Raw genomic sequence first — 25,132 nt, forward strand, 5'->3', positions numbered from 1 at the left:
TTCGATGTGCTGCAGGGTGCGCTCTTTCGGCGGCGGCGTGGTCAGCGGGTGATCCGCCTTGTACGGGCCTTCCGGCATGTTGCGCAGGCACTGGTCGATGATGCGGATACTCTGGCGCATCTCCTCGACACGGACCATGCAGCGATCGTAGGCATCGCCGTTGTGGGCCAGCGGTACTTCGAACTCGAAGTTCTCGTAGCCGGAGTAAGGGCGGGCTTTACGCAGGTCGAAGTCGCAACCGGTGGAGCGCAGGCCGGCACCGGTGGTACCCCACTCCAGGGCTTCCTTGGTGTTGTACGCGGCAACGCCGATCGTGCGGCCCTTGAGGATGCTGTTCTGCAGGGCAGCCTTGGTGTATTCGTCGAGGCGCTTTGGCAGCCATTCGACGAAGTCCTTGACCAGTTTGTCCCAGCCGCGCGGCAGGTCGTGGGCAACGCCACCGATGCGGTACCAGGCCGGGTGCAGGCGGAAACCGGTGATCGCTTCGATCACGGTGTAGGCGCGCTGGCGGTCGGTGAAGGTGAAGAACACCGGGGTCATGGCGCCGACGTCCTGGATGTAGGTACCCAGGAACAGCAAGTGGCTGGTGATGCGGAAGAACTCGGCCAGCATGATGCGAATCACGTCGACCTTCTGCGGCACCTGGATGCCGGCCAGCTTCTCGACCGCGAGCACGTATGGCAGGTTGTTCATCACCCCGCCGAGGTAGTCGATACGGTCGGTGTAGGGGATGAAGCTGTGCCAGGACTGGCGCTCGGCCATTTTTTCGGCACCACGGTGGTGGTAGCCGATGTCCGGTACGCAGTCGACGATCTCTTCACCGTCCAGCTGCAGCACGATACGGAACGCACCGTGCGCCGAAGGGTGGTTGGGGCCGAGGTTGAGGAACATGTAGTCCTCGTTGGCGCCCTGGCGCTTCATGCCCCAGGCTTCCGGGTTGAAGCGTGCCGATTCCTCTTCAAGCTGCTGCTTGGCAAGGGTAAGGCTGTACGGGTCGAACTCGGTGGCGCGGGCAGGGTAGTCCTTGCGCAGCGGGTGGCCTTCCCAGGTGGGCGGCATCATTATGCGGCTGAGGTGCGGGTGGCCGGCAAAGTCGATGCCGAACATGTCCCAGACTTCGCGCTCGTACCAGTTGGCGTTAGGCCAGATACCGGTCACGGTCGGCAGGTTCAGGTCGCCTTCGCTGAGCGACACCTTGATCATCACGTCGCTGTTACGCTCGACCGACAACAGGTGGTAGAACACGCTGAAGTCGGCGGCAGGCAGGCCGCGGCGCTGGGTGCGCAGGCGCTCGTCGACGCCGTGCAGGTCGTACAGCATGCTGTATGGCTTGGCCACGCCGCGCAGGAAGCTGAGCACCTCTTTGAGCTGGGCGCGCTTGACCCACAGCACGGGCATGCCGGTGCGGGTTTCCTGGGCGACGAATGCTTCGGCGCCAAAACGGTTGTTCAGTTCGACGACCACATCCTGGTCGTCAGCCTTGTAGGGCGGAATGAAAATAGCGTTGTCCGCTGTCATGGTCTCGGTCGCTTTGGGTCAACGTTAAGAATGAAGCCAGGCCGCCGGCTCCTTCGGGAGCGGGCGGCAGGTCGCTGGATCAGACTTCGTCGGGGCTGCGCAGGTTGGTCACTGCAATGCGCTGCTCACGACGCAGGTCTTTCTGGGCTGGCATCTCGGCACGGTAAATACCTTGATCACCAACAACCCAGGAAAGCGGGCGTCGTTCTTGGCCGATCGACTCCTGCAAAAGCATCAAGCCTTGCAGGAAAGCCTCAGGGCGTGGCGGGCAGCCAGGCACATAGACGTCCACGGGGAGGAACTTGTCGACCCCCTGAACGACCGAGTAAATGTCGTACATGCCACCGGAGTTGGCGCACGACCCCATGGAGATGACCCACTTGGGCTCGAGCATCTGCTCGTACAGGCGCTGGATGATCGGCGCCATTTTCACGAAGCAGGTACCGGCGATGACCATGAAGTCGGCCTGGCGCGGCGATGCCCGGATGACTTCGGCGCCGAAGCGGGCGATGTCGTGGGGTGCCGTGAAGGCCGTGGTCATTTCCACGTAGCAGCAGGACAGGCCGAAGTTGTACGGCCAGAGGGAGTTCTTGCGACCCCAGTTGACCGCGCCACGCAGCACATCTTCGAGTTTCCCCATGTAGATGTTCTTGTGGACCTGGTCCTCTAGCAGCTGGTCGGTGACGGTTTCCCGTTCACCTACCGGGTACTGCTCGTTAGGCGCATCCGGATCGATTCTGGTGAGATTGTATTGCATTGCCAAAGCCTCATTGTTTCAGCTTCGCTTGCCGCTTGCGGCGACCTTCGGGAGCCCAATCAAGAGCACCGACGCGCCATAGGTAGACAAGACCTGCCAACAGAATTGCTATGAAAACGAGAGCTTCGACGAACCCGGTCCAGCCGCTTTCGCGGACGGACACAGACCATGCAAAGAGAAAGAGGGCTTCGATATCGAAGATCACGAACAGCATCGCGACCAGATAGAATTTGGCGGACAGGCGCAGGCGGGCGCTGCCGACGGGCAGCATGCCGGATTCGAAAGGTTCGTTCTTGGCGCGGCCCCATGCCTTGCTACCAAGCAGGCTGGACAGGCCGAGCATGAAGGCACACAGGCCGACGACACCCAGGAGGAAGATGGCAAAGCCCCAGTTGTGGGCGATGAGTCCTGCCGAATCGGACATGCTGGAAATCCTTATACACAGAGACCAAGCTCTGCAGTCTGAAATTAAGTAGAGCGGCGACTTGGTGTCGCAGGTGCAGTGACCAAATGTCGCAGCTGAATCAATCGGGCTGATTTTATGGGTAAACCCGATGCAAGTAAAATTTCTGTCGCAAATTTATTCGTAGGATTTAGAACAAAACACGCTCCTAACTGGCTGAAAGCCTTGAAATTCGGGCATTGCCTGCGGTTTTGTTAATTATGTTTCTTGCGACTGGTAACGAATTACAAGTTTCGGAATGATAATTAATATCATTTGACCTGATGCCTTTTAATTGGGTTGTTCTGCGCCTTGTAAAGTTCATCTGGCCATTCCCCCTACTTGCAAATGCGAAAGGCTCGTGTTCTAGCAGCTCCCGGCGCCGCTTGCACCGCTCTGGGTCAATACTTTATCGATTGAGCGATGACCGACTGATGAAGCGATGGCCCACTGGCCGAGCCAGTAGGCGAGGATGATCAGGTACGGTGCGGCGGCAAACGGGCTGACGAAGCGGTCGATGCCGATCAGGCTGTCGGAGAACACGAACAGGCCGGCACCCAGTGCAGCCAGGCCGCCGCAGGCCAGGGCGCGCCACAGCATGGCGCTGATCGCCAGGGCGTACAGGGCAACCGGGATCAATAGTGGGCCGAGGCCGTGACTGGCGAGTACGCTGAACAGTGTGATACCGGTGATGGCGCTGAGCAGGAGTGCGGGTAGGGCGGGCCGCAAGGTCTGGCCGCAATAGGCCCGCAGGTAGGCCAGGTGGGCGCAGAGGAAGGCGGCCAGGCCGAACACGAACAGGTCGGCATGGATGGCCAGCAGGATGTCGCCGATTACCGAGAACGCCAGGCCGGTCGAGATCCACATGCGGTAGGGCGAGGTGGGGGCGCTACGCAGCCAGGCGATCAGGGCCAGCACCGGAATGGGTTTGGCCAGCAGGGCGAGCAGGGTGTTGTCGCTGGCCAGTGCATATAGAAAGAGGGTAGCGGCGGCCAGGGCGGCAATCATCAGGTGGCTTGGACGAGGCATGGGCGGTCCTTGCTGCTGTGCTGCCTCAAGCATAGACCTGATCCTGGGTTTTGCGTTCTCAGGTTTGGCGCAATCCCTGTAGGAGCGGCCTTGTGTCGCGAAAGGGCTGCACAGCAGCCCCAGCAATTGATGTCATTGCTCAAGATCCTGGGGCTGCTGCGCAGCCCTTTCGCGACACAAGGCCGCTCCTACAAGCCCTGTGTAGTCCTAAAAGAAAGGCCCGGGGTTTTCGCAAGCCCCGGGCCTCTGTCAGCAACCCACTATCAGTGGAACTGCTCTTCCTCAGTCGAACCGGTCAGCGCAGTCACCGACGAAGCCCCACCCTGAATCACGGTGGTCATGTCGTCGAAGTAGCCAGTGCCCACTTCCTGCTGGTGCGCCACGAAGGTGTAGCCTTTGCTGGCGTCAGCGAATTCCTGCTCTTGCAGCTTCACGTAGGCGGTCATGTCGTTGCGGGCGTAGTCGTGCGCCAGGTTGAACATGCCGTGCCACATGTTGTGAATGCCGGCCAGGGTGATGAACTGGTGCTTGTAGCCCATGGCCGACAGTTCGCGCTGGAACTTGGCGATGGTGGCGTCGTCCAGGTTCTTCTTCCAGTTGAAGGACGGCGAGCAGTTGTACGACAGGATCTGGTCCGGGTACTCCTTCTTGATCGCTTCGGCGAAGCGGCGGGCTTCGTCCAGGTCCGGCTTGGCGGTTTCACACCAGATCAGGTCGGCGTACGGGGCGTAGGCCAGGCCACGGGCGATGGCCTGGTCGAGGCCGGCACGTACCTTGTAGAAGCCTTCACGGGTGCGCTCGCCAATCACGAACGGCTGGTCGTACGGGTCGCAGTCGCTGGTCAGCAGGTCGGCGGCGTTGGCGTCGGTACGAGCCAGGATGATGGTTGGTACGCCCGATACGTCAGCAGCCAGGCGCGCGGCCACCAGCTTCTGTACGGCTTCCTGGGTCGGTACCAGTACCTTGCCACCCATGTGGCCGCATTTTTTCACCGAGGCCAGCTGGTCTTCGAAGTGCACGCCGGCGGCGCCTGCCTCGATCATGTTCTTCATCAGCTCGTAGGCGTTCAGCACGCCGCCGAAACCGGCTTCGGCGTCAGCCACGATAGGCGCGAAGTAGTCGATGTAGCCATCGTCGCCCGGGTTCTTGCCGGCTTTCCACTGGATCTGGTCGGCGCGGCGGAATGCGTTGTTGATGCGCTTGACCACGGTCGGTACCGAGTCGACCGGGTACAGCGACTGGTCTGGGTACATGGACTCGGCCGAGTTGTTGTCGGCGGCAACCTGCCAGCCGGACAGGTAGATGGCCTGGATGCCGGCTTTTACCTGCTGCACTGCCTGGCCGCCGGTCAGGGCACCCATGCAGTTGACGAAATCTTTTTCTGGGCGGAAGGACGGGTGGGCACCTTCGGTGACCAGCTTCCACAGTTTTTCTGCACCCTGGCGGGCAAAGGTGTGCTCGGGTTGCACGGAGCCACGCAGGCGAACGACATCAGCGGCGGTGTAGGTACGGGTCACGCCTTTCCAGCGCGGGTTCTCGGCCCAGTCTTTCTCGAGGGCTGCAATTTGCTGTTCGCGTGTCAGTGCCATGGAAATAAACCTCGTCGCATCGATCTTGGGTTAATTGTGCTGATGCTCGGAGCAGATCAGGTGCCTGGCGGCTGTCCTGTTCGCAGGAGTGCGGCGGCGAACGCGAAGGCTCGAAGGGGAAGGGTGGGCAGACCAGGCGAAGGTGTGCTCCGGCAGGTCGGCTCGTGGTTGCCTTGCTGCGGTGCTACGCGATTGCCAGTACTGCGGTGATGCGCTTCCGTCCCTCGGGACAACTTCTTCGTTGCAGTCACAATCCCGTCGAACCGCCTTGTGGGCCGTATAGACACGAGGCGCCTCCAGGGGTGGGAGGAGCACGCCTCGAAGGCCCTTGCCAGGGCCCCTGATTAGCGGGAGCGAGGCCATCATGCCCTTGGGAAAAAGACCCTGTCAAATGTTTTGTAGTGGATTTTTTCACTTACTACATCTTTGGTCTAATGCGACTTGGCGGTCAGTTTCAAGGCCTTTGGTCGAGGCCTTGAATTGCCTGGGATCAGTCGAGAAGGTCGACTTTCACACGTAAAGTCATGTTTTCACCACGCTGGGTGCTGTAACTGCGGCTCGACGTGCTGCGGTCGGCTTGGCTCTGCTGGTTGTAGCCTGCCAGGGTGATCCATTCGCCGAGCTTGCCGGTGACTGTCGTGTCGGTGCTTTGCACTTTCACTACATCGGCACGTTCGCTGCTGATGCGGTCATTATTGGTGCTTATTTGCAGGCGGACAGTGTCACCGCTCAGGCTTGGGGTAACGTAGAACCCCTGGGTCACGTTGCGGTATTCCGTGTTGCTCTGCAGGCGCCCGTAGCCGTCGGTGCTGGTGCTGGTAATCGGGATGCTCTGGCCCACCTGAATGAGCGCTGGCTGGCCTTCGCTGGCCTGAATCTGCTGCATGCCACCGTCCCGGTTGCTGGTGCCGTAGTGAATCACGCGTGCATTGCCGCGGTTGTCCTGGAAGTTGCTGTCGTTGTTGTCGACGCTGATCAGCAGGCGCTTGGGGGCGGTGTCCAGTTGTTGCAGCAAGGCGCGCAAATCGTCGATGCGCTCTGGGCTGGCGTTGACGATCAGCTTGTTCTCGAAGGCGCTGACCGTGCCGTCCTTGCCGATGAAAGCCTGCGCCGCAGGCAGCAGTTCGGCGCTGGCGCGATGCTGCAGCGGCACGACCTCGGTGGCGGCCTGGGCGCCAAGGCAGGCGACCAGCAGCAGGGAGGCGAAAAGGGGGCGTAGCGGCATGTCCATGATCTCCGCAGGGTGAATCAACATGATGGCAAATTTGTCAGGTTCCTGCTGGATCTGCATCACGCCGTGGCCGCTACCGATGCGAATGATGAAACCTTTTTCAGCTTCGCCCCGGCCGTACCCGCAACAACTACCCTTGGGTTTCCGATACCTGCAAAAGACACCACTGATGCCAGTACGACGAAGTATCACACTGCGATCCGAGGTACTCCTGCTCACTGGCTAGCCGGCGGGCCTGTGCTTCGTATTGCCTCCTGCGGCAGGAGCACAGACCATGACCGTAAAAGACCGCGACACCCTCCAACCCGCTGTGGCCCCGGTTGCTCGCACCGGGCTGGACGATACCTTCGCCCGCCTGGAATCGGGCCGGCATGGCCTGAGTGAAGCCGAAGCCGCACGGCGGCTGTTGCACCATGGCAGTAACGAGGTGCTGCACGGCAAGCCGCAGTCGGCTCTGCTGCAACTGCTCGGTGCGTTGAACAACCCGTTCATCCATGTGCTGCTGACCCTGGGCGCGATCAGTTTCGTTACCGATTACTGGCTGCCGACCCGGGCTGGTAATGCTGGCGACGCCGATCTGACCAAGCTCATCATCATTCTCACCATGGTCAGCCTCAGCACCCTGCTGCGTTTCTGGCAGGAGTACCGCTCGGGCAAGGCTGCCAGCGCGCTGAAAGCCATGGTGCGGACTACCGCCACGGTGCTGCGTAGCGAAGATGAAGGCCAGGCCGCACGCCTGCGCGAAGTGCCGATGGCGGAACTGGTAGTGGGCGATGTGGTGCAGTTGCATGCTGGCGACATGATCCCTGCCGATGTACGCCTGATCGAGTCGCGAGACCTGTTCATCAGCCAGGCCGTGCTGACCGGCGAAGCGTTGCCGGTAGAGAAGTACGACACCCTCGGGCATGTCGCGCAGAAGAGCGCCAGCGACAACGACGGTGACGAGGGCCAGCTGCTGGACCGCGCCAACGTGTGCTTCATGGGTACCAATGTGGTCAACGGCCGTGCCCGCGCGCTTGTGGTTGCCACCGGGCGGGGCACCTACTTCGGCAGCCTGGCCAAGGCGATTTCCGGTTCGCGCAGCGAAACCGCCTTCGATCGCGGTGTGAACAGTGTCAGCCGCTTGCTGATCCGCTTCATGCTGGTGATGGTGCCGGTGGTGTTTCTGCTCAACGGCGTTGCCAAGCACGACTGGGGCGACGCTTTCCTGTTCGCCCTGGCTGTAGCCGTGGGGCTCACCCCGGAAATGCTGCCGATGATTGTCAGTGCCAACCTGGCCAAGGGCGCCGTGGCCATGGCCAGGCGGCGGGTGGTTGTCAAACGCCTGAACGCGATCCAGAATTTCGGCTCGATGGATGTGCTGTGCACCGACAAGACCGGCACCCTGACCGAGGACCGGATCATCCTCGAGCAGTGCCTGGCAGCCGATGGCGGTGTCGACCCTCGGCTGCTGGAACTGGCCTGGCTCAACAGCCACCACCAGAGCGGGGTAAAAAACCTGATGGACCAGGCCGTGCTGCGGCGTACCGCAGAACAGCCCGGGTTCCAGGCGCCGTTTGCCTACAGCAAGGTCGATGAGCTGCCGTTCGACTTCATTCGTCGGCGGCTGTCGGTGGTGGTCAAGGACCCGCTGGGCGACCGGCTGATGGTCAGCAAGGGCGCCGTCGAGGAAATGCTCGAGATCGCCAGCCAGGTCGAGTTGGCTGGCCAGCGTGTGCCGCTTGACGAGCAGCGCCGTGAACAGTTGCGTGCCTTTGCCGATGCCCGCAATGCCGAAGGGCTGCGCGTGCTGTTGTTGGCCACCCGCGAGCTGGGCAGCGATCAGGGCAAGCTGGAGTACGTTGCCGAGGATGAGCACGACCTGGTCATTCGCGGCATCCTGACCTTCCTCGACCCGCCCAAGGAAAGCGCCGGGCCGGCGATTCAGGCGCTTGCCGGCATGGGCGTGCAGGTCAAGGTGCTGACCGGCGACAGTGCCGAAGTGTGCTGCAAGGTGTGCCATGAGGTTGGTCTGAACCCTGGCGAGCCGCTGCTGGGTCAGGCCATCGAAGGCATGGACGACGCCCGGTTGGGTGTGGAGGTGGAAGCGCGCACGGTGTTCGCCAGGCTTGCTCCGTTGCAGAAGTCCCGGGTGCTCAGGGCCCTGCAGGGCAATGGCCATACCGTGGGCTTTCTCGGTGACGGCATCAACGACGCCCCGGCGCTGCGCGATGCCGACGTTGGCATTTCGGTTGACAGCGCTACCGACATCGCCAAGGAGTCGGCCGATATCATCCTGCTGGAAAAAAGCCTGATGGTGCTGGGCGATGGCGTGCTGCAAGGGCGGGAAACCTTCGGCAACATCATGAAGTACCTGTGCATGACGGCCAGTTCCAACTTTGGCAACGTGTTCTCGGTGCTGGTAGCCAGCGCGTTCATTCCGTTCCTGCCGATGCTGGCCATCCAGATGCTGCTGCAGAACCTGATGTACGACGCCTCGCAACTGGCGCTGCCGTGGGATCGGCTGGACAGCGACCTGCTGCTTGCACCACGCACTTGGGATGCGCGCAACATTGGCCGCTTCATGCTGTGGGTCGGGCCGACCTCGTCGGTGTTCGATATCACCACGTTTGCGCTGATGTGGTACGTGTTCGCTGCCAGCAGCGTGCACATGCAGGCGCTGTTCCAGTCGGGCTGGTTCGTCGAAGGGCTGCTTTCGCAGACCCTGGTGGTGCACATGCTGCGCACTCGCAAGGTGCCGTTCCTGCAAAGCCGTGCGGCCCTGCCGGTGACCCTGGCCACGGTGTTGGTAATGGGGCTGGGTGTCTACCTGCCGTTCTCCCCGCTGGGGGCGATGGTCGGTCTGGTGCCACTGCCGCTGGCCTACTTCCCTTGGCTGCTGGCAACGCTGGTGGGGTACTGCGTGTTGGCGCAAGGGATCAAGGCGCTGTACATCCGTCGCTTTGGCCAGTGGTTCTGAGCGGGGGAGGCTGTTTTATACGTGTTTTATCTTGTAGGCTATAAATTATAGTCATCCAGATAATCAAGGATAATCACATGCCTCCCATTCGCCCGCTCCTGCGTCGTGATCAGTTGGCCAAGGCCCTGGGCCAGGACCTGGCGGGCGAGTCGCTGGTCGATTACAGCTCGGGCATGTTCCTCGCTGCGCCCCGGCGTACGGGCAAGAGTACCTTCCTCAATAATGACTTCATTCCGGAATGCGTACGGCGCGGCTGGTTACCGGTTTACGTCGACCTGTGGTCGGACCGTGACGCCGCGCCGGCAGAGCTCATCAGTGGTGCCATCGGTGCTGCACTGGGCAGCTTCGAAGGGGCGCTGGCCAAGGCGGCGAAAAAGGCCGGCATCGACAAGGTAAACCTGTTGCGTACCCTCAGTTGGGATTTCACTCGCCCGCAACTGCCTGAGGGTACGACCTTGGCTCAGGCGCTTGCCGTGCTGCATCAAGTGTCGGGGCAGATGGTGGTATTGATCATCGACGAAGCCCAGCATGCACTCAACAGTGAAGATGGCCTGAATGCGATGTTCGCGCTAAAGGCCGCGCGGGACCATCTCAACCGTGGTGACCGCCCGGATGGCTTGCGCCTGGTGTTCACCGGTTCCAGCCGCGACAAGCTGGCCAACCTTGTGTTGAAGAGCAAGCAGCCGTTCTTTGGTGCCAGTATCACGCCATTCCCCTTGCTGGGGCGTGAATACGTCGAGTTCATCACGGCCTTGTGGAACCAGCGCCTGGCTGACAGCAACCAGTTCAAGGTCGAGGACCTGGCGTACGCTTTCGAGCTGGTGGGCCGGCGCCCTGAAATGCTCAACAAGCTGTTGGCCGAGGTCAGCGTCGGCCTGGGTGAGGCGGGTAACCTGGGTGAACTGCTGCGCAACGGGGCACTCAACCATCAGGCCGGCGTGTGGAGTGACTACGAAAGCGCCTGGAACGAGCTCTCGCCCTTGCAACAGGCAGTGCTTGGGGTAATGGCCGAGCGCACGCTGGGCCAGCAGCCGTTTTCGCCGTTTACCGAGCAAACCCTGGCCGATGTCAGCCGCAAGCTGGAACTGGCCCAAGCCGAGGCCAATGCCACTACGCCCAATGTGCAGAAGGCACTTGATGCTTTGCGCGACAAGGAGCTGGTATGGAAGGCCAACCGTGGCGAGTATGCACTCGAAGACACCTCGATGGCTGAATGGCTGACATCGGCCGGGCGATAGGCGCCGTTGCGGTGGCCGCTGCCAGACAAATTACGTAACATCGCGCCCCTTGTTTTTTGTACCGCCCACCCGCACCGCCTATCAGGATGCCCATGAAACCCGCCCGTCTACGCGCCGACCTGCTTGCCGGCCTGACCACCTCGTTTGCCCTGGTGCCCGAGTGCATCGCCTTTGCCCTGGTGGCCCACCTCAACCCGCTGATGGGCCTGTATGGGGCGTTCATCATCTGTACCCTCACGGCACTGTTTGGCGGCCGGCCAGGGATGATTTCCGGCGCCGCCGGCTCGATGGCGGTGGTGATCGTGGCGCTGGTGGTGCAGCACGGCGTGCAGTACCTGCTGGCCACGGTGCTGTTGGGCGGGGTGGTGATGATCCTGTTCGGCCTGCTGCGCCTGGGCAAGCTGGTGCGGCTGGTGCCGTACCCGGTAATGCTCGGCTTCGTGAACGGTCTGGCCATCGTCATCGCCATGGCTCAGCTGGAACACTTCAAAGACGGCGAACACTGGCTCAGTGGCACGCCGCTGTACCTGATGATCGGCCTGGTGGTGCTGACCATGGCGGTGGTTTATGTGCTGCCGAAACTGACCCGTGCGGTACCGCCGGCGCTGGTGGCAATCCTGGGTGTTGGCCTGCTGGTTTACCTGCTTGGGCTGCCTACCCGCACCCTGGGTGACATGGCGCACATCGCCGGCGGCCTGCCGGCGCTGGCGCTGCCGGATGTACCCTGGAACCTGGAAACCCTGAAGATCATTGCCCCCTACGCGGTGCTGATGGCCATGGTCGGCCTGCTGGAAACCCTGCTTACCCTCAACCTGACAGATGAAATTACCGAGAGCCGTGGTTTCCCGGACCGCGAGTGCGTGGCACTGGGCGCGGCGAACATGGTCTCGGGCCTGTGCGGGGGCATGGGTGGTTGCGCGATGATCGGGCAGACGGTGATCAACCTCAGCTCCAATGGCCGTGGCCGGTTGTCTGGCGTGGTGGCGGGCGTGATGATTCTGCTGTTCGTGTTGTTCCTGTCGCCGTTGATCGAGCGTATTCCGCTGGCAGCGCTGGTAGGGGTGATGTTCGTGGTGGCCCAGCAGACCTTTGCCTGGGCGTCGTTGCGGGTGCTGCACAAGGTGCCGGTGAACGATGTGCTGGCGATCATTGCGGTCACCGTGGTCACGGTGTTTACCGACCTGGCCATGGCGGTAATGTTCGGCATCATCATCGCGGCGCTCAACTTTGCCTGGCAGCATGCGCGGGAGTTGTATGCCGACAGCCATGAAGACGCAGAAGGCGGCAAGTGCTACCAGGTACATGGCACGCTGTTCTTTGCCTCGACCGCATCGTTTCTCAACCAGTTCGATGCTGCCACCGACCCGGCCCAGGTCACGCTGGATTGCCAGCATTTGAGTTTTGTGGATTACTCGGCGGTCGCGGCGCTGAAGACCTTGCGCGAGCGCTATGCCAAGGCGGGCAAGCATTTGCGCGTTGTTCACCTGTCGGAGCGGTGCAAGAAGTTGCTTAAGCGAGCGGGTGAGCAGCCTTGACGCTGTTGGCACAATAAGGGTTGCGGCCAGCAGTTACGCTTGAGCTGCACCCGTTGTACCGTGCGGAGTCGTCAGCGCCTGGCGTCGCACTCGCTTTCTTTGCCAGGATGTACCGGCAAGGCTATCCATCTCTTCTGATTCTGTTTTTCACATGTTTCAAGCGTTCACGCTGGCTCAGTGCCTGTTGCATTGAAGTTGTGGCTTCGATTGCCAATTTTCCATATTTGGCATTAGAACTTGGCGTCGTTGAGCTATGTTGGCTTAGAAAAATCCTCGCTTTCGCTTCTTGCTCCAACGCTTTTTCATAGGTTTTGGGGTAGCTGTCAACGAGATTGGACGCATTGGCCCCCTGCCTGACAGATAGCCGCTCTTGAAGGTGCGTTGTGATTGCGCTTGGCCGTTTACTGTCGAGCGCTTTCTCAACCATGCCAAATATATCGATCTTTTGGTAATGCGCTTTTCCAGGCACCACAACGTCCATCATCGCTCTGGTTACTTCGACTGACTTTTGGTTCGCCAGGATGTGGGTGATGGTGTCGCTGTCCAAGGGGAACGTGCTAATTGAGATGGAGCGTTTCATCCGTACAGGATAGTGTCCGGTTGGGTCAACGTTATTGATGGGGTCGCCAGCGCAATACGCATACGCGTGAACACCGCCTGCGCCGAAAGGGCTCAGGGTGTCAGGTGAGTGAAATCGCATAAGTTGCGGATTATAGGGGCGGTGATAGCCTTCGCCCAGCAGGTAAATTCCTGAAAATTCAAGCTTCTCACCCTTGAACAATAGCGAGGGTGCGGCGCTCGGGCTCAATGACGTAAAGCCAGATGGCAAGAAAGCCCATGTGTTTTTCTCTGAGCTTTGCAGCCTGTTTAAAGTCACCTTCGACGAGTCGGTTGCTGGTAGCTCCGCTGAAACTGTGGCACGTGATTGCTTTCTCATAGAGAACCTGTGGGCATGTCTGTCGGCTATCGCATTCGCAACAGTCTGTAATGCCCACAAAACGTCGCCAACTGGCAAAACTGACAGGTCTTCGCGCTACTCCCCGCGGTTCTTCTTGACGATGCCATCGGCAATGCTCGCCGGGGCCTCGGCATAGCGGGTGAACTCCATCGAGAAGCTGGCCCGGCCCTGGGTCATCGAGCGCATCGAGGTGGCATAGCCGAACATCTCGCCCAGCGGCACCTCGGCGCGGATTACCTTGCCGGCCGGCGTTTCGTCGCCATCCTGAATCATGCCGCGGCGCCGGCTCAGGTCGCCCAGGATATCGCCCTGGTATTCCTCGGGCGTTACCACTTCCACCTTCATCACCGGCTCCAGCAGCACCGCGCCACCTTTCTGCGACAGCTGCTTGGTGGCCATGGACGCAGCGATCTTGTAGGCCATCTCGTTTGAGTCGACGTCGTGGTACGAGCCGTCGAACACCGCCGCCTTCAGGTTGATAAGCGGGTAGCCGGCAAGCACGCCGTTTTTCATTTGCTCTTCAATACCCTTCTGGATCGCCGGTATGTACTCGCGTGGTACCACGCCGCCGACAATCTCGTTGATGAACTCCAGGCCTTCCTTGCCTTCATCACCGGGGGCGAAGCGGATCCAGCAATGGCCATACTGGCCACGTCCGCCGGACTGGCGTACGAAGCGCCCTTCGATCTCGCAGGTATTGCGGATTTTTTCGCGGTAAGCCACTTGTGGCTTGCCAATGTTGGCTTCGACGTTGAACTCGCGGCGCATGCGGTCGACGATGATGTCCAGGTGCAACTCGCCCATGCCGGAGATGATGGTCTGCCCGGTTTCTTCGTCGGTGCGCACGCGGAAAGACGGATCTTCCTGGGCCAGTTTGCCCAGGGCGATGCCCATTTTTTCCTGGTCGGCCTTGGTTTTCGGCTCCACCGCCACGGAAATCACCGGGTCGGGGAAGTCCATGCGTTCGAGGATGATCGGCTTGTCCATGTCGCACAGGGTGTCGCCGGTGGTCACGTCCTTCATGCCGATAAGCGCGGCGATGTCGCCGGCGCACACGTCCTTGATTTCGGCGCGCTGGTTGGCGTGCATCTGCACCATGCGGCCAATACGTTCCTTCTTGCCCTTGACCGAGTTGAGCACCGCGTTGCCGGAGCTGAGTACACCGGAATAGACGCGGGCGAAGGTGAGTGTACCGACGAACGGGTCGGTGGCGATCTTGAAGGCCAGGGCCGAGAACGGCTCCTTGTCGTCGGCGTGGCGCTCCAGGTGCTTGTCTTCGTCGTCGGGGTCGGTGCCCTTGATTGCCGGGATTTCCGACGGGGCAGGGAGGTAATCGATGACCGCATCGAGCATCAGCGGCACGCCCTTGTTCTTGAACGAGGAGCCGAGAATGGTCGGAACGATTTCGTTGGCGATTGTGCGCTGGCGCAGCGCGGCCTTGATCTCGTCGATGGTCAGTTCCTCGCCTTCGAGAAACTTCATGGTCAGCTCGTCATTGGCTTCTGCCGCCGCCTCGATCATGTGCGCGCGCCATTCGTCGGCCAGCGCCTGAAGTTCGGCGGGGATTTCTTCCTCGCGGTAGCTGGTACCGTTATCGGCATCGTTCCAGTAGATGGCCTTCATCTTCACCAGGTCGATCTGGCCGATGAAATTCTCTTCGCTGCCAATGGCCAGCTGGATCGGCACCGGGTGGTGGCCCAGGCGCTGGTCGATCTGTTTGACCACGCGCAAGAAGTCGGCGCCCTGGCGGTCCATCTTGTTGATGTAGGCCAGGCGCGGCACGTGGTATTTGTTGGCCTGGCGCCACACCGTCTCGGACTGCGGCTCTACGCCGTCAGCGCCACTGAATACCACCACGGCGCCATCGAGCACGCGCAATGAACGCTCCACCTCAATGGTGAAGTCGACGTGGCCAGGGGTGTCGATGATGTTGAAGCGGTACTTGTGCGCGAACTGCTTGGTCGAGCCTTGCCAGAACGCCGTGGTCGCCGCCGAAGTGATGGTGATGCCGCGTTCCTGCTCCTGGGCCATCCAGTCCATGGTCGCGGCACCATCGTGCACCTCGCCCATCTTGTGGTTGACCCCGGTGTAGAACAGGATCCGCTCGGTGGTGGTGGTCTTGCCGGCGTCAACGTGGGCGACGATGCCGATATTGCGGTACAGCTCGATGGGCGTTGTGCGGGCCATGGCGGACTACCTGCGGCTGGGCGGATTCCACCACGTTAGCAGACCGGTGGAATCCTGCCGTGCCGCCGGGCCGTCAATCGGCCTGGGCTTGCAGCATCCACTGGCCATCCACTTCACGGGCCAGGCCGCTGGCGGGCAGCAGGGCCAGCAGGCGCGCGTGCAGGGTGGCTTCGGTGAAGGTCTTGAGGGTGGTCAGGTCCAGCGCGCCGACCAGGTTGAGGTCGGCCTTGGTGTACGACAGCCAGGCTTTTTTCAGCACCTGGGCGACGTCGCTGCCGGCGGTGCTGGCGAAGCGGCGGTGCCATTGGCGGCCTTCGAAGGTGAAGCTGTGGGCGTGGCTGTAGGTGGCCTGGTCGGCACCTTCCACGCAGCGGTGGCAGCGGCACGGGCCTTCGCCGAAGGCGTTGCGCAGGTAGCTGTTGAAGTCCACGACGGGCTTGAGGGACAGGCGTTTGTCGACATCGAACAGGTCGGCGATCAGGGGTTCTTCGGCGCTCACGTGGGGTCCTCGTGTGGTGTGGCGTGCATCGGCGGGCACCCTAACAGATCGGGGCAGCCAGATCACCTTTTGCAGGCCTGGCCCTTTCGCGGGTGAACCCGCTCCCACAGGTACAACACAGGCTTTGAGTGCTGTGCAGTCCCTGTGGGAGCGGGCGTGCCCGCGAAGAGGCCAGTAGAGACAACCGGGACCGCCTGCCGTACTCTACGCGCCCATACGCCAAACACCCACTGAGGTAACCCCGCTTGAGCACAAAGTACCCGTACATTGCCACCGTCACCATCAGCGCCGAAGACCGCGGGGGCGATACCGAGGCCTCGGAAAACCCAAACATGCGCGTTGGCCTGGAGGCGGTGACCGAGACCCTGAAAAAGGTGCATTTCGTCGGTACGCTCGCGGCACCTGAAAAGAATGCCACGCACATCTGCGTGACCCTGGAGAACGGCCTGACCTACTACGGCCCGATCGTCAACGGCCACGCCGAACTCGAAGGCGGCTGGATTGCCTTCGAGTCCGACATGCTCACCCCGGCAGAACTGGGCCTGTAACGCTCAGTTCAACTCCGCCAGGCACTGCTCGAGTATATCCAGCCCTTCTTCGAGCACTTCGGCCTCGATGGTCAGCGGTGCCAGCAGGCGGATGATGTGCCGCGCCTTGCCGCTCGGCATCAGCAGCAGGCCTTTGGCCCTTGCTGCTTCCATGACCTTGGCCAGTTGCGCCGGGGCCGGGCTGCCATCGGCATTGACGAACTCGATGCCACGCATGGCGCCCACGCCGGTCAGGCGACCGATATAAGGGCACAGGCCCGAAGCCTTCCAGCGCTGGTGGCGGCTGACGATGGCCTGCTCCTGGCGCTCACCCCAGGTGGCGACGTTTTCGTCGGTCATCTGCGCCAGGCTGGCCAGCGCCGCCGCACAGGCAATCGGGTTGCCCGAATAGGTACCACCCAGGCCGCCCTTGGGCAGCGACGCCATCAAGTCCTTGCGCCCCACCACTGCACCCAGCGGCATGCCGCCGGCAATGCTCTTGGCCAACAGCAGCAGGTCGGGCTCGATGCCCAGACGCGGGAAGGCGAAGCGCTGGCCGGTGCGGCCGAAGCCCGACTGGATTTCGTCGATGATGATCAGGATGCCGTGTTCGTCGCAGAACCGGCGCAGGGCCTGGGCAAAGACCGGGTCGAGGGCGAGGAAGCCGCCTTCACCTTGTACCGGCTCGAAAATGAACGCCGCCACGTCTTCCACTGCCAACTCGACGCTGAACAGGCGGTCCATGGCCTTGAGTGCCTGTTCGCAGGTGACCCCGGTATCGGCGCTGGGGTAGGGCAGGTGGTACACAGGCCCCGGCAGTTCGCCGACCCGTTGCTTGTACGGGGCGACCTTGCCGTTGAGGTTCAGGGTAGCCAGGGTGCGGCCGTGGAAGCCGCCGTCGAAGGCGATGATGGCGCGCTTGCCGGTAGCGCCACGGGCCACTTTCAGGGCGTTTTCCGCCGCTTCCGCGCCGCTGTTGGTGAGCATGCCGGCCAGCGGGTAGCTGACCGGTACGAACTGGCTCAGTTGCTCCATCAGCGCCAGGTACGGGCCGTGGGGTGCTGCGTTGAAGGCGTAGTGGGTGAGGCGGGCGGCCTGGGCCTGGATGGCCTCGACCACGGCCGGGTTGCAGTGGCCCAGGTTGAGTACGCCGATACCGCCGACGAAGTCGATGTAGCGTTTGCCGTCAGTGTCCCAGACTTCGGCATTGCGGCCATGGGAAAGTGTGATCGGGTGAACGATGGCAATGGACTGGCTGATACTTTCCTGGTTCATGGGCACGCGGGACCTTGTTCGAGTTTCTTATTATCCAAGCGTGTTGACGGATTATTCCGCAAACGAATTATTCGATTGCGGTCATTCCATGGATTCGTGATCTGGCCGGTATTTTGTGTTTCCTGTGCCGGCCTCTTCGCGGGCTTGCCCGCTCCCACAGGTACTGCACAGTGTTCGAACTTGCGCTGATCCTGTGGGAGCGGGCAAGCCCGCGAAGAGGCCGGTACAGGCTGCCTCAATCCCCCTCAGCCACCCGCTCCCGAATCCACTGCACAAAGGCCCGGATCTTGGGCACTTCGGCGGCATGCTCGGCATGCGCAATGAAGTGCCGGCCATTGCTCGCCACCGGGTGGTCCCAGGCCACCACCAGCTTGCCCTCGCTCAGCTCCTCGGCCACCAGATAGCGCGGAATCAGGGCAATGCCGCAGCCGGCGATGGCCGCACGGATGCACAGGTAGAACGTGTCGAAGCGCGGCCCGTGGTAGCTGTTCTGGCTGTGCAAGCCCAGCCCTAGGAACCATTCATGCCAGGCCTCGGGCCGGGACACGCATTGCAGCAGGCGGTGCTCGGTCAGCGCCTGGGCGCTGTCGAAACGGTGGTTGGCCAGCAACTGCGGGCTGCACACCGGCACCACTTCTTCGCTGAACAGCTCGATACAGGTTGCCCCGGGCCAGGTGCCCTGGCCGAAGAAGAATGCGATGTCGGCCTTGGCCTGCACCAGGTCGAATGGCTCCAGTTCGTTGCGTACGTCCAGGTGGATACGGGGGTATCGGTCGCCGAAACCCTTGAGTTTGGGCACCAGCCAGCGTGCGCCGAAGGTGGGCTGGGTGGCAATGCGCAGCACTTCGGTTTCGTCGCCGTAGCTGAGGATATAGCGGCTGGAAATGTCGATCTGGGTGAGGATCTTGTTCACTTCGGTGAGGTACAGCGCGCCGGCCGGGGTCAGGTGCAGGCGCCGGCGAATGCGCTGGAACAGCGAGTGCGAGAGCATGTCTTCAAGCTGCGCCACCTGCTTGCTGACGGCGCTCTGGGTCAGGTGCAGTTCCTGGGCCGCGCGGGTGAAACTGAGGTGGCGGGCAGCCGCTTCGAAGCACTGAAGGGCGGTGGTCGAAGGCATCAGGCGTTTGGACATGACGGGCAAATACCGAGCAAAAAAGGAAGGAGTTCATTCCGAAACGGAATCATGTGGTTCGAAAAGGTCGTTTGTTGACCCCAGCCTATAGATTAATACTGACCTGGATCAATGATTACAACCGGTCATGCGAAGAGGAGGTCAGTACCCGCTTCCGGCATCTGCAAAACAACAACAACACGTATCAGAAATTAATAAGAAATCTGCTCCGACCTTCAGCCGCCATGCCGCGGCCGACCCATTCGAGGGTTCTTCATGGCTTCGCAAGACAACAAGAAACAACGTTCCCTGCAGCACGGCCTGACCTCGCGTCAGGTGTCCATGATTTCCATTGCCGGCATCATCGGTGCTGGCTTGTTCATCGGCTCTTCCAACGCCATTGCCACCGCCGGCCCGGCCATCCTCATCTCCTATGCCATGACCGGCCTGCTGGTGCTGCTGGTGATGCGCATGCTCGGTGAAATGGCCATCGCCAACCCCAACAGCGGCTCGTTCTCCACCTACGCCTCCGAGGCCATCGGCCCCTGGGCGGGCTTTACCATCGGCTGGTTGTACTGGTGGTTCTGGGTGCTGATCATTCCAGTAGAGGCCATTGCTGGCGCCGATATCCTGCATGCCTACTTCCCTGGCGTGCCGTCCTGGCTGTTCGCCTTCCTGATCATGTTGGTGCTGTCGGGTACCAACCTGGTCAGCGTGAAAAACTTTGGTGCCTTCGAGTACTGGTTCGCCCTGGTCAAGGTGGTGGCGATCATCGGTTTCATCGGTGTCTGCACCCTGGCGGTGTTCGGCTTCTGGCCGCTGGCCGAGGTGTCCGGCGTCAGCCGGCTGTGGGACAACGGCGGCTTTATGCCCAACGGCTTTGGTACCGTGCTGGGTGGCGTGCTGATTACCATCTTCTCGTTCTTCGGTGCCGAAATCGTCACCATTGCTGCTGACGAAACCGCCAACCCGAAAGACAAGATCCGCCGTGCCACCAACCTGGTGGTGTACCGCATCGCCATCTTCTACCTGGCGTCGATCTTCCTGGTGGTGTCGCTGGTGGCCTGGAACGACCCGCAGCTGAAAGCGGTTGGTTCTTTCCAGCGCGTACTGGAAGTGCTTAACGTGCCGGGCGCCAAGCTGCTGGTCGACCTGGTGGTGCTGGTGGCCGTGACCAGCTGCATGAACTCGGGCTTGTACACCGCCTCGCGCATGCTCTATTCGCTGGGCGCGCGTGGCCAGGCGCTGAGCGTGACCAAGCGTATTTCCGGTTCCGGCGTGCCGACCGTGGCGGTCATCTTCTCCACCCTGGCAGGCTTTGCCGGTTGCTTTGTCAACTATGTGTTCCCCGGTAAGGTCTTCGGCTTCCTGTTGTCCACTACGGGCGCCATTGCCTTGCTGGTGTACCTGGTCATTGCCGTGTCGCAACTGCGCATGCGTGCCCGCGCCGAACGCGAAGGGCGCCCGCTGGAACTGAAGATGTGGCTGTTCCCGTACCTGACCTGGCTGGTGATCGGCACCATCGCCATGGTGCTGGGCTACATGCTGTTCAGTGATACCTATCGCTATGAAACGCTGATGACCGCCGGTGTGACCGCGTTCATCCTGCTGGTTTCGCTGACCCAGCGGCGCGCCAAGGTGGTTGCCCAGACCGCCTGATGTTTCTGCTTTAATGGGGGCGTTGCGCGCCCCCATATCTATAAGCACAGGAAGCGTATGAACGACCAACCCCTTTCCCTCCAGGCCCTCGCGGCGCCAGAAGGCACCTGCTACGGCTGCGGTTGCTCCCACCCCAGCGGCCTGCACCTGCAAAGCCATTGGGACAACGACGGCATCCACCTGGTGTGCCGCCATGCCCCGGACAGCACCTTTATCGGCTGGCCAGGCCTGGTGTACGGCGGCCTGCTGGCGATGCTGGTCGATTGCCACTCCAACTGGACAGCCATGGCCTACCACTACCGCCACGAAGGCCGCGAGCCGGGCAGCCAGCCGCGTATCGACTGTGTGACGGGCACGTTGAACCTGACCTACCTGAAACCCACGCCGATGGGCATCGAGCTGGTGCTCAAGGCGCGAGTGGAGGGCGAAGTAGGGCGCAAGAGCCGGGTGATCTGCGAAGTGTGGGCCGGTGATGTGCTGACTGTGACGGCCGACTCGGTGTTCGTCCGCGTCGATACCGAAAAGCTCAAGCTCAAGGCCCATGGCCAGGCCTGAGCGGGCAGCGCTGATAAGCGGTCGGTGATGGTCAGCGGCCGGGGATGTCTCTAAAGTGACAGGTTCATTCCCCAGGCAAGGTTGATCATGACCGATCTCAGTGCTTTCCCCATCACCCGCAAGTGGCCCGCCAAACACCCCGAACTGCTGCAACTGTATTCGCTGCCAACGCCCAACGGCGTCAAGGTATCGATCATGCTCGAAGAAATCGGCCTGGCCTACGAGCCGCACAAGGTCAGCTTCGACAACGATGACCAGCTAAGCCCCGAGTTCATCTCGCTCAGCGCCAACAACAAGATCCCGGCCATCCTCGACCCCAACGGGCCGGGCGGGCAGCCGCTGCCGTTGTTCGAGTCGGGGGCGATCTTGCAGTACCTGGCGGAGAAGAGCGGGCAACTGTTGAGCCAGGACCCTGCCCAGCGCTACCAGACAATACAGTGGCTGATGTTCCAGATGGGCGGCGTCGGGCCGATGTTTGGCCAGGTCGGGTTCTTCCATTTCTTTGCGGGCAAGGAATACAAGGACAAACGTCCGCGTGACCGCTATGTGAATGAGTCCAAACGCCTGCTGGGCGTGCTGGACCGGCATCTGCAAGGCCGGGAGTGGATGGTGGATGAATACAGTATTGCCGACATCGCGATCTTCCCGTGGGTGCGCAACCTGGTGGATCGCTACAACGCGCGTGAGCTGGTGGAGTTCGACCAGTTCAAGGAAGTGCAGCGGGTGCTGGCCAGGTTCCTTGAGCGGCCGGCGGTGCAGCGGGGCCTGAAAATCCCGGGCTGAGCGGCCATCACCGATTTGACAGGATTGCACTGGACCTTGTGGGAGCGGCCTTGTGTCGCGAAAGGGCCGCAAGGCGGCCCCGGCGAGGTTTGCTCAGATGCTGATAACCCGGGGGCGCTTCGCACCCCTTTCGCGACACAAGGCCGCTCCTACAGGGATCACATTTCAGGCTGCTAGAAGATGTGGTTCAGCAGCCAGTACAGGCTCCCGGCCAACAACATCGCCGCAGGCAGGGTGAGCACCCAGGCCATCAGCAAATTGAATAATGTGCGCTTCTGAATCCCCGAGTCATTGGCCACCATGGTCCCGGCCACCCCCGAACTCAGCACGTGGGTGGTCGAGACCGGCAAGCCGAACATGTCCGCTGCGCCAATGGTGCACATGGCAACGACCTCCGCCGAAGCGCCTTGTGCATAGCTCAAGTGCGTCTTGCCAATTTTCTCGCCCACCGTCACCACGATGCGCCGCCAGCCGACCATGGTCCCCAATCCCAGCGCGATGGCCACGGCCACCTTCACCCATAGCGGTATGTAGCGGGTGGCGTCATCCAGTTGGGTCTTGAACAGTTGCACATGGCTACGTGTGTCGGCATCGAATGCTACCAGCCGGTTTTTCTCGATCAGGCGGATGGCTTCGCTGGTCAGGTACATGTCATTGCGCACGTTGGCCATGGCCTCGGCCGGCACGCGCTTGAGCGAGCCGTAGCCTTCGACCTGTTCGCCGATCATCCCGGTCAGCGCAGCCAGCGCCGGCACCAGTTGCGGGCTGGCCTTGGGCTTGGCAATGAACAGCGTCAGTACCTGGCGCGGGTCGGCCGGGGCCACCTGCGGGGCACTGCGCACCAGCGCCTGGCGGGTCACCTCGGCCACGGCAGAAAACTGCCGGGCCTGCTCGTTCGGCATGGTTTTGTTCAGCGCATACGCCATCGGCAGGGTGCCCACCAGAATCAGCATGATCAGGCCCATGCCTTTCTGGCCATCGTTGGAACCATGGGCAAACGACACCCCGGTGCACGTCAGGATCAGCACGCCGCGGATCCACCACGGCGGTGGCGTGCGGCCTTCCGGCGCCTGGTACAACGCTTTGCGCTTGACCAGTGCACGCAGCGCCAGCAGTAACAGGGCGGCGCAGGCGAAACCGATCAGCGGCGAAAACAGCAGGGCATAGCCGACCTTGCTGGCCTGTGCCCAGTCCACGCCGCTGGTGCCGTCACGCCCGTGCATCAGCGCATTGGCCACGCCCACGCCGATGATCGAGCCGATCAGCGTGTGCGAGGACGACGCTGGCAAGCCCAGCCACCAGGTGCCGAGGTTCCAGATGATCGCCGCCAGCAGCAGGGCGAAGACCATCGCGAAGCCGGCCGAGGAACCGACCTGTAGTATCAGTTCCACCGGCAGCAGGGCGATGATGCCGAACGCGACCGCGCCGCTGGAAAGCAGTACGCCAAGGAAGTTGCACAGCCCGGACCACACCACCGCGACCGGGGCCGGCAGCGCGTTGGTATAGATCACGGTAGCCACCGCATTGGCGGTGTCGTGGAAGCCATTGACGAACTCGAAGCCCAGGGCAATCAACAATGCCAGGCCCAATAGCAGAAACGGCGTGACCGTAGTGATCACCGTGCCGCTGGCGCTCACATCCTGTTTCAGGCTCCAGGCGGTGTAGGCGATACCGGCCAGCAGCAGGCCGAAGAACAACACGAGTGTGGCGCGCCCAGGCTTGTGTGCAAGTTGCGGGCGGGCGTCGCGTTGGGTCAGGTGCGGCTGGCTGGCCAGTGACGGGGTTGCCATGGTGGCTCCGGTGGCATTGGGCAAGTTGCCGAAGGCCTTGAGCATAGAAACAATTCGTAACCCGACCGTGACCTCGATCAATGAATTATCTAGGCTCAAGACGGACGGTAAGTACAGGAGAAACCCATGATTCGCTGCAAGCGTGTCTACGATGCGGTCAACGGCGACGATGGCCAGCGCGTGCTGGTCGACCGCCTGTGGCCGCGTAACAAGCGCAAGGAAGACTTGCATGGGCAGTGGTTGCGCGAAGTGGCGCCTTCGAATGATTTGCGTAAGGCGTTTCATGAGGGTGAGGTCGACTTTGCCGGTTTTACCCGGCGTTACCAGCAAGAACTGGCTGCCCACCCCGAGTACTGGTACCCGCTGCTGGACCTGGCCACAAAGGGCCCGCTGACCCTGCTTTATGCGGGCAAGGATACCGAGCACAACAATGCCCGGGTACTGGCCGAGTGGTTGGAAAGCGAGCTGGACCGGCGTGGGCCGAGCAGTTCTCCCGTGTGCTATGCCCAGTGAGTGATGTGGGAATGCCCCTGCAACTGATTGCCGCCGACGACAGCCACCGTTCGTTTGCCCGCGACCTCACGCGGCGCGCCATGCTGCCGTACTACCGTGAGTATGACCTGCTGTGGATCGAGGACGCCTTCGACCAGGCCTGGGGGTGGCGCGAGCAGTGGCTTATCAGCGAAGGCGACAGCCTGTTGGGTTTCTGCAGCCTCAGCCAGGACCGCCATGCATTGTTCATCCGCGAACTGCACCTGCTACCCGAACACCGTGGGCGTGGCGTCGGTAGCTGGGTGCTGGAACAGTTGGCGCTATGGGCCAGGCAGCGGCGCCTGCCGTTGCTGAGACTGATGGTTTTTCGCAGCAACCCCGCCCGGCTGTTGTACCAGCGCCATGGTTTTGTCGAAATGGGCGAGGACGACTGCTTCATGCGCATGCAGCGCATGATTGGCTAATAGCGTAATGATGGCTTGTCGCGACCGGAAGGCATGGGCATAGTGAAGCCAGGTCGCCTGCGGATGGGCGGCAGCGAATGAGCGTGATCAGGGATAAGGAGACGCCCACGATGAACGGATTTGGTCCGCGGCTACGGGAAGAGCGTGAGCGCCTGGGCATGACCCAGCGCGTGTTTGGCGATATCGGTGGGGTAGAACCCAACGCCCAGGGCAAGTACGAAAGCGGCGAGCGTACGCCACGGGTCGATTACCTGGCGGCACTGGCAGCCAGGGGGGTGGACGCACTGTACGTGCTTAGCGGCATTCGCATGCCGGTCCCGCTGGAGGGGCTCAGCCAGGACGAGTCGGATTTGCTGGGCGCCTTCCGGCAGTTGCCAGTGGACGACCAGTTGGCCCTCTGGCACCTGTTGGGCCGCTTGAGCAACGATAGAAAGCCGAGGCAAACAGTGAGGCCTGTCACCGTTGAACGTCAGACCTTTCTTACAGAAGCAATGCGTTAGGCCCACCGTGAAAAATTTTGTTAAGGTGGCGGGA

The 25,132-nt window shown here is 61.6% G+C and carries 22 protein-coding genes; 10 read left to right on the plus strand and 12 right to left on the minus strand.

Annotation, left to right across the window (positions count from 1 at the left end; all coding sequences use genetic code 11):
* The 6 genes from nuoC to ACQKPZ_RS04885 all read right to left on the minus strand — a co-directional run.
* A partial coding sequence (gene nuoC / locus ACQKPZ_RS04860) for an NADH-quinone oxidoreductase subunit C/D (RefSeq protein ID WP_427535865.1) occupies window positions 1-1,518 on the minus strand: 1,518 nt, incomplete at its 3' end.
* Between the two features lie 79 nt (window positions 1,519-1,597).
* Window positions 1,598-2,275 (minus strand): NuoB/complex I 20 kDa subunit family protein, encoded by a 678-nt coding sequence (locus tag ACQKPZ_RS04865; protein WP_008096180.1) that lies wholly within the window; start codon window positions 2,273-2,275, stop codon window positions 1,598-1,600.
* Window positions 2,276-2,285: 10 nt separating this feature from the next.
* Complete coding sequence (locus ACQKPZ_RS04870) at window positions 2,286-2,699, minus strand: NADH-quinone oxidoreductase subunit A (RefSeq protein ID WP_003251427.1); 414 nt, start codon at window positions 2,697-2,699, stop codon at window positions 2,286-2,288.
* A gap of 384 nt (window positions 2,700-3,083) precedes the next feature.
* Window positions 3,084-3,746 (minus strand): lysoplasmalogenase, encoded by a 663-nt coding sequence (locus ACQKPZ_RS04875; protein ID WP_427535866.1) that lies wholly within the window; start codon window positions 3,744-3,746, stop codon window positions 3,084-3,086.
* 263 nt (window positions 3,747-4,009) lie between these two features.
* Window positions 4,010-5,335, minus strand: coding sequence for an isocitrate lyase (gene aceA, locus ACQKPZ_RS04880; RefSeq protein ID WP_054913919.1), 1,326 nt, complete (start codon window positions 5,333-5,335; stop codon window positions 4,010-4,012).
* Between the two features lie 490 nt (window positions 5,336-5,825).
* Window positions 5,826-6,590 carry a secretin N-terminal domain-containing protein gene (locus ACQKPZ_RS04885; protein ID WP_427535867.1) on the minus strand — a complete coding sequence of 255 codons (765 nt, stop codon included), beginning with the start codon at window positions 6,588-6,590 and terminating at the stop codon, window positions 5,826-5,828.
* A 250-nt stretch (window positions 6,591-6,840) separates the two neighbouring features.
* Here ACQKPZ_RS04885 and mgtA point away from each other — a divergent pair, with 250 nt between their 5' ends.
* The 3 genes from mgtA (at window position 6,841) to ACQKPZ_RS04900 (ending at window position 12,298) form a co-directional block, all read left to right on the plus strand.
* Entirely contained in the window at window positions 6,841-9,525 is a 2,685-nt protein-coding gene (gene mgtA / locus ACQKPZ_RS04890) for a magnesium-translocating P-type ATPase (protein ID WP_427535868.1), read from the plus strand.
* Between the two features lie 77 nt (window positions 9,526-9,602).
* A complete protein-coding gene (locus ACQKPZ_RS04895; RefSeq protein WP_427535869.1) occupies window positions 9,603-10,763 on the plus strand; it encodes a hypothetical protein in 1,161 nt (386 codons plus the stop codon).
* A 92-nt stretch (window positions 10,764-10,855) separates the two neighbouring features.
* Window positions 10,856-12,298 carry a SulP family inorganic anion transporter gene (locus ACQKPZ_RS04900; protein ID WP_427535870.1) on the plus strand — a complete coding sequence of 481 codons (1,443 nt, stop codon included), beginning with the start codon at window positions 10,856-10,858 and terminating at the stop codon, window positions 12,296-12,298.
* Window positions 12,299-12,419: 121 nt separating this feature from the next.
* Here ACQKPZ_RS04900 and ACQKPZ_RS04905 read toward each other — a convergent pair whose 3' ends face one another.
* From ACQKPZ_RS04905 to ACQKPZ_RS04915, 3 genes are all read right to left on the minus strand, one after another.
* The gene (locus ACQKPZ_RS04905) at window positions 12,420-13,235 is read right to left on the minus strand and encodes an RHS repeat-associated core domain-containing protein (protein ID WP_427535871.1); all 816 of its coding nucleotides are present in this window, start codon (window positions 13,233-13,235) and stop codon (window positions 12,420-12,422) included.
* Between the two features lie 96 nt (window positions 13,236-13,331).
* A complete protein-coding gene (fusA, locus tag ACQKPZ_RS04910; RefSeq protein WP_427535872.1) occupies window positions 13,332-15,443 on the minus strand; it encodes an elongation factor G in 2,112 nt (703 codons plus the stop codon).
* A gap of 73 nt (window positions 15,444-15,516) precedes the next feature.
* Window positions 15,517-15,942 (minus strand): hypothetical protein, encoded by a 426-nt coding sequence (locus ACQKPZ_RS04915; RefSeq protein ID WP_427535873.1) that lies wholly within the window; start codon window positions 15,940-15,942, stop codon window positions 15,517-15,519.
* 245 nt (window positions 15,943-16,187) lie between these two features.
* On the opposite strand from ACQKPZ_RS04915, the gene ACQKPZ_RS04920 reads away from it, so the two are divergent.
* The gene (locus ACQKPZ_RS04920) at window positions 16,188-16,490 is read left to right on the plus strand and encodes a hypothetical protein (RefSeq protein WP_201199645.1); all 303 of its coding nucleotides are present in this window, start codon (window positions 16,188-16,190) and stop codon (window positions 16,488-16,490) included.
* 3 nt (window positions 16,491-16,493) lie between these two features.
* Here ACQKPZ_RS04920 and ACQKPZ_RS04925 read toward each other — a convergent pair whose 3' ends face one another.
* Entirely contained in the window at window positions 16,494-17,744 is a 1,251-nt protein-coding gene (locus tag ACQKPZ_RS04925; RefSeq protein WP_427535874.1) for a 2-aminoadipate transaminase, read from the minus strand.
* A 235-nt stretch (window positions 17,745-17,979) separates the two neighbouring features.
* Window positions 17,980-18,876 carry a LysR substrate-binding domain-containing protein gene (locus ACQKPZ_RS04930; protein WP_012273282.1) on the minus strand — a complete coding sequence of 299 codons (897 nt, stop codon included), beginning with the start codon at window positions 18,874-18,876 and terminating at the stop codon, window positions 17,980-17,982.
* A 255-nt stretch (window positions 18,877-19,131) separates the two neighbouring features.
* Between ACQKPZ_RS04930 and ACQKPZ_RS04935 the strand changes: the two genes are divergently transcribed.
* The 3 genes from ACQKPZ_RS04935 (at window position 19,132) to ACQKPZ_RS04945 (ending at window position 21,852) form a co-directional block, all read left to right on the plus strand.
* Window positions 19,132-20,514: an amino acid permease gene (locus tag ACQKPZ_RS04935; protein ID WP_427535875.1), complete on the plus strand. Its 1,383-nt coding sequence runs from the start codon at window positions 19,132-19,134 to the stop codon at window positions 20,512-20,514.
* Window positions 20,515-20,571: 57 nt separating this feature from the next.
* Window positions 20,572-21,069, plus strand: coding sequence for a PaaI family thioesterase (locus tag ACQKPZ_RS04940; RefSeq protein WP_391128099.1), 498 nt, complete (start codon window positions 20,572-20,574; stop codon window positions 21,067-21,069).
* 87 nt (window positions 21,070-21,156) lie between these two features.
* Window positions 21,157-21,852 carry a glutathione S-transferase N-terminal domain-containing protein gene (locus tag ACQKPZ_RS04945; RefSeq protein WP_427535876.1) on the plus strand — a complete coding sequence of 232 codons (696 nt, stop codon included), beginning with the start codon at window positions 21,157-21,159 and terminating at the stop codon, window positions 21,850-21,852.
* Between the two features lie 173 nt (window positions 21,853-22,025).
* Here the strand turns inward: ACQKPZ_RS04945 and ACQKPZ_RS04950 are convergent, their stop codons facing one another.
* Entirely contained in the window at window positions 22,026-23,642 is a 1,617-nt protein-coding gene (locus ACQKPZ_RS04950; RefSeq protein ID WP_427535877.1) for an inorganic phosphate transporter, read from the minus strand.
* Between the two features lie 126 nt (window positions 23,643-23,768).
* On the opposite strand from ACQKPZ_RS04950, the gene ACQKPZ_RS04955 reads away from it, so the two are divergent.
* The 3 genes from ACQKPZ_RS04955 (at window position 23,769) to ACQKPZ_RS04965 (ending at window position 25,098) form a co-directional block, all read left to right on the plus strand.
* Window positions 23,769-24,155, plus strand: a complete 387-nt coding sequence (locus ACQKPZ_RS04955) for a DUF488 domain-containing protein (RefSeq protein WP_427535878.1) — start codon at window positions 23,769-23,771, stop codon at window positions 24,153-24,155.
* A gap of 11 nt (window positions 24,156-24,166) precedes the next feature.
* On the plus strand, window positions 24,167-24,598 hold the full coding sequence (locus ACQKPZ_RS04960) for a GNAT family N-acetyltransferase (protein ID WP_427535879.1): 432 nt from the start codon (window positions 24,167-24,169) through the stop codon (window positions 24,596-24,598).
* Between the two features lie 110 nt (window positions 24,599-24,708).
* Complete coding sequence (locus ACQKPZ_RS04965; RefSeq protein WP_427535880.1) at window positions 24,709-25,098, plus strand: helix-turn-helix domain-containing protein; 390 nt, start codon at window positions 24,709-24,711, stop codon at window positions 25,096-25,098.
* Window positions 25,099-25,132: the final 34 nt, after the last annotated feature.

Source organism: Pseudomonas sp. NPDC089547 (assembly GCF_050280665.1).
Classification (GTDB): Bacteria; Pseudomonadota; Gammaproteobacteria; order Pseudomonadales; family Pseudomonadaceae; genus Aquipseudomonas.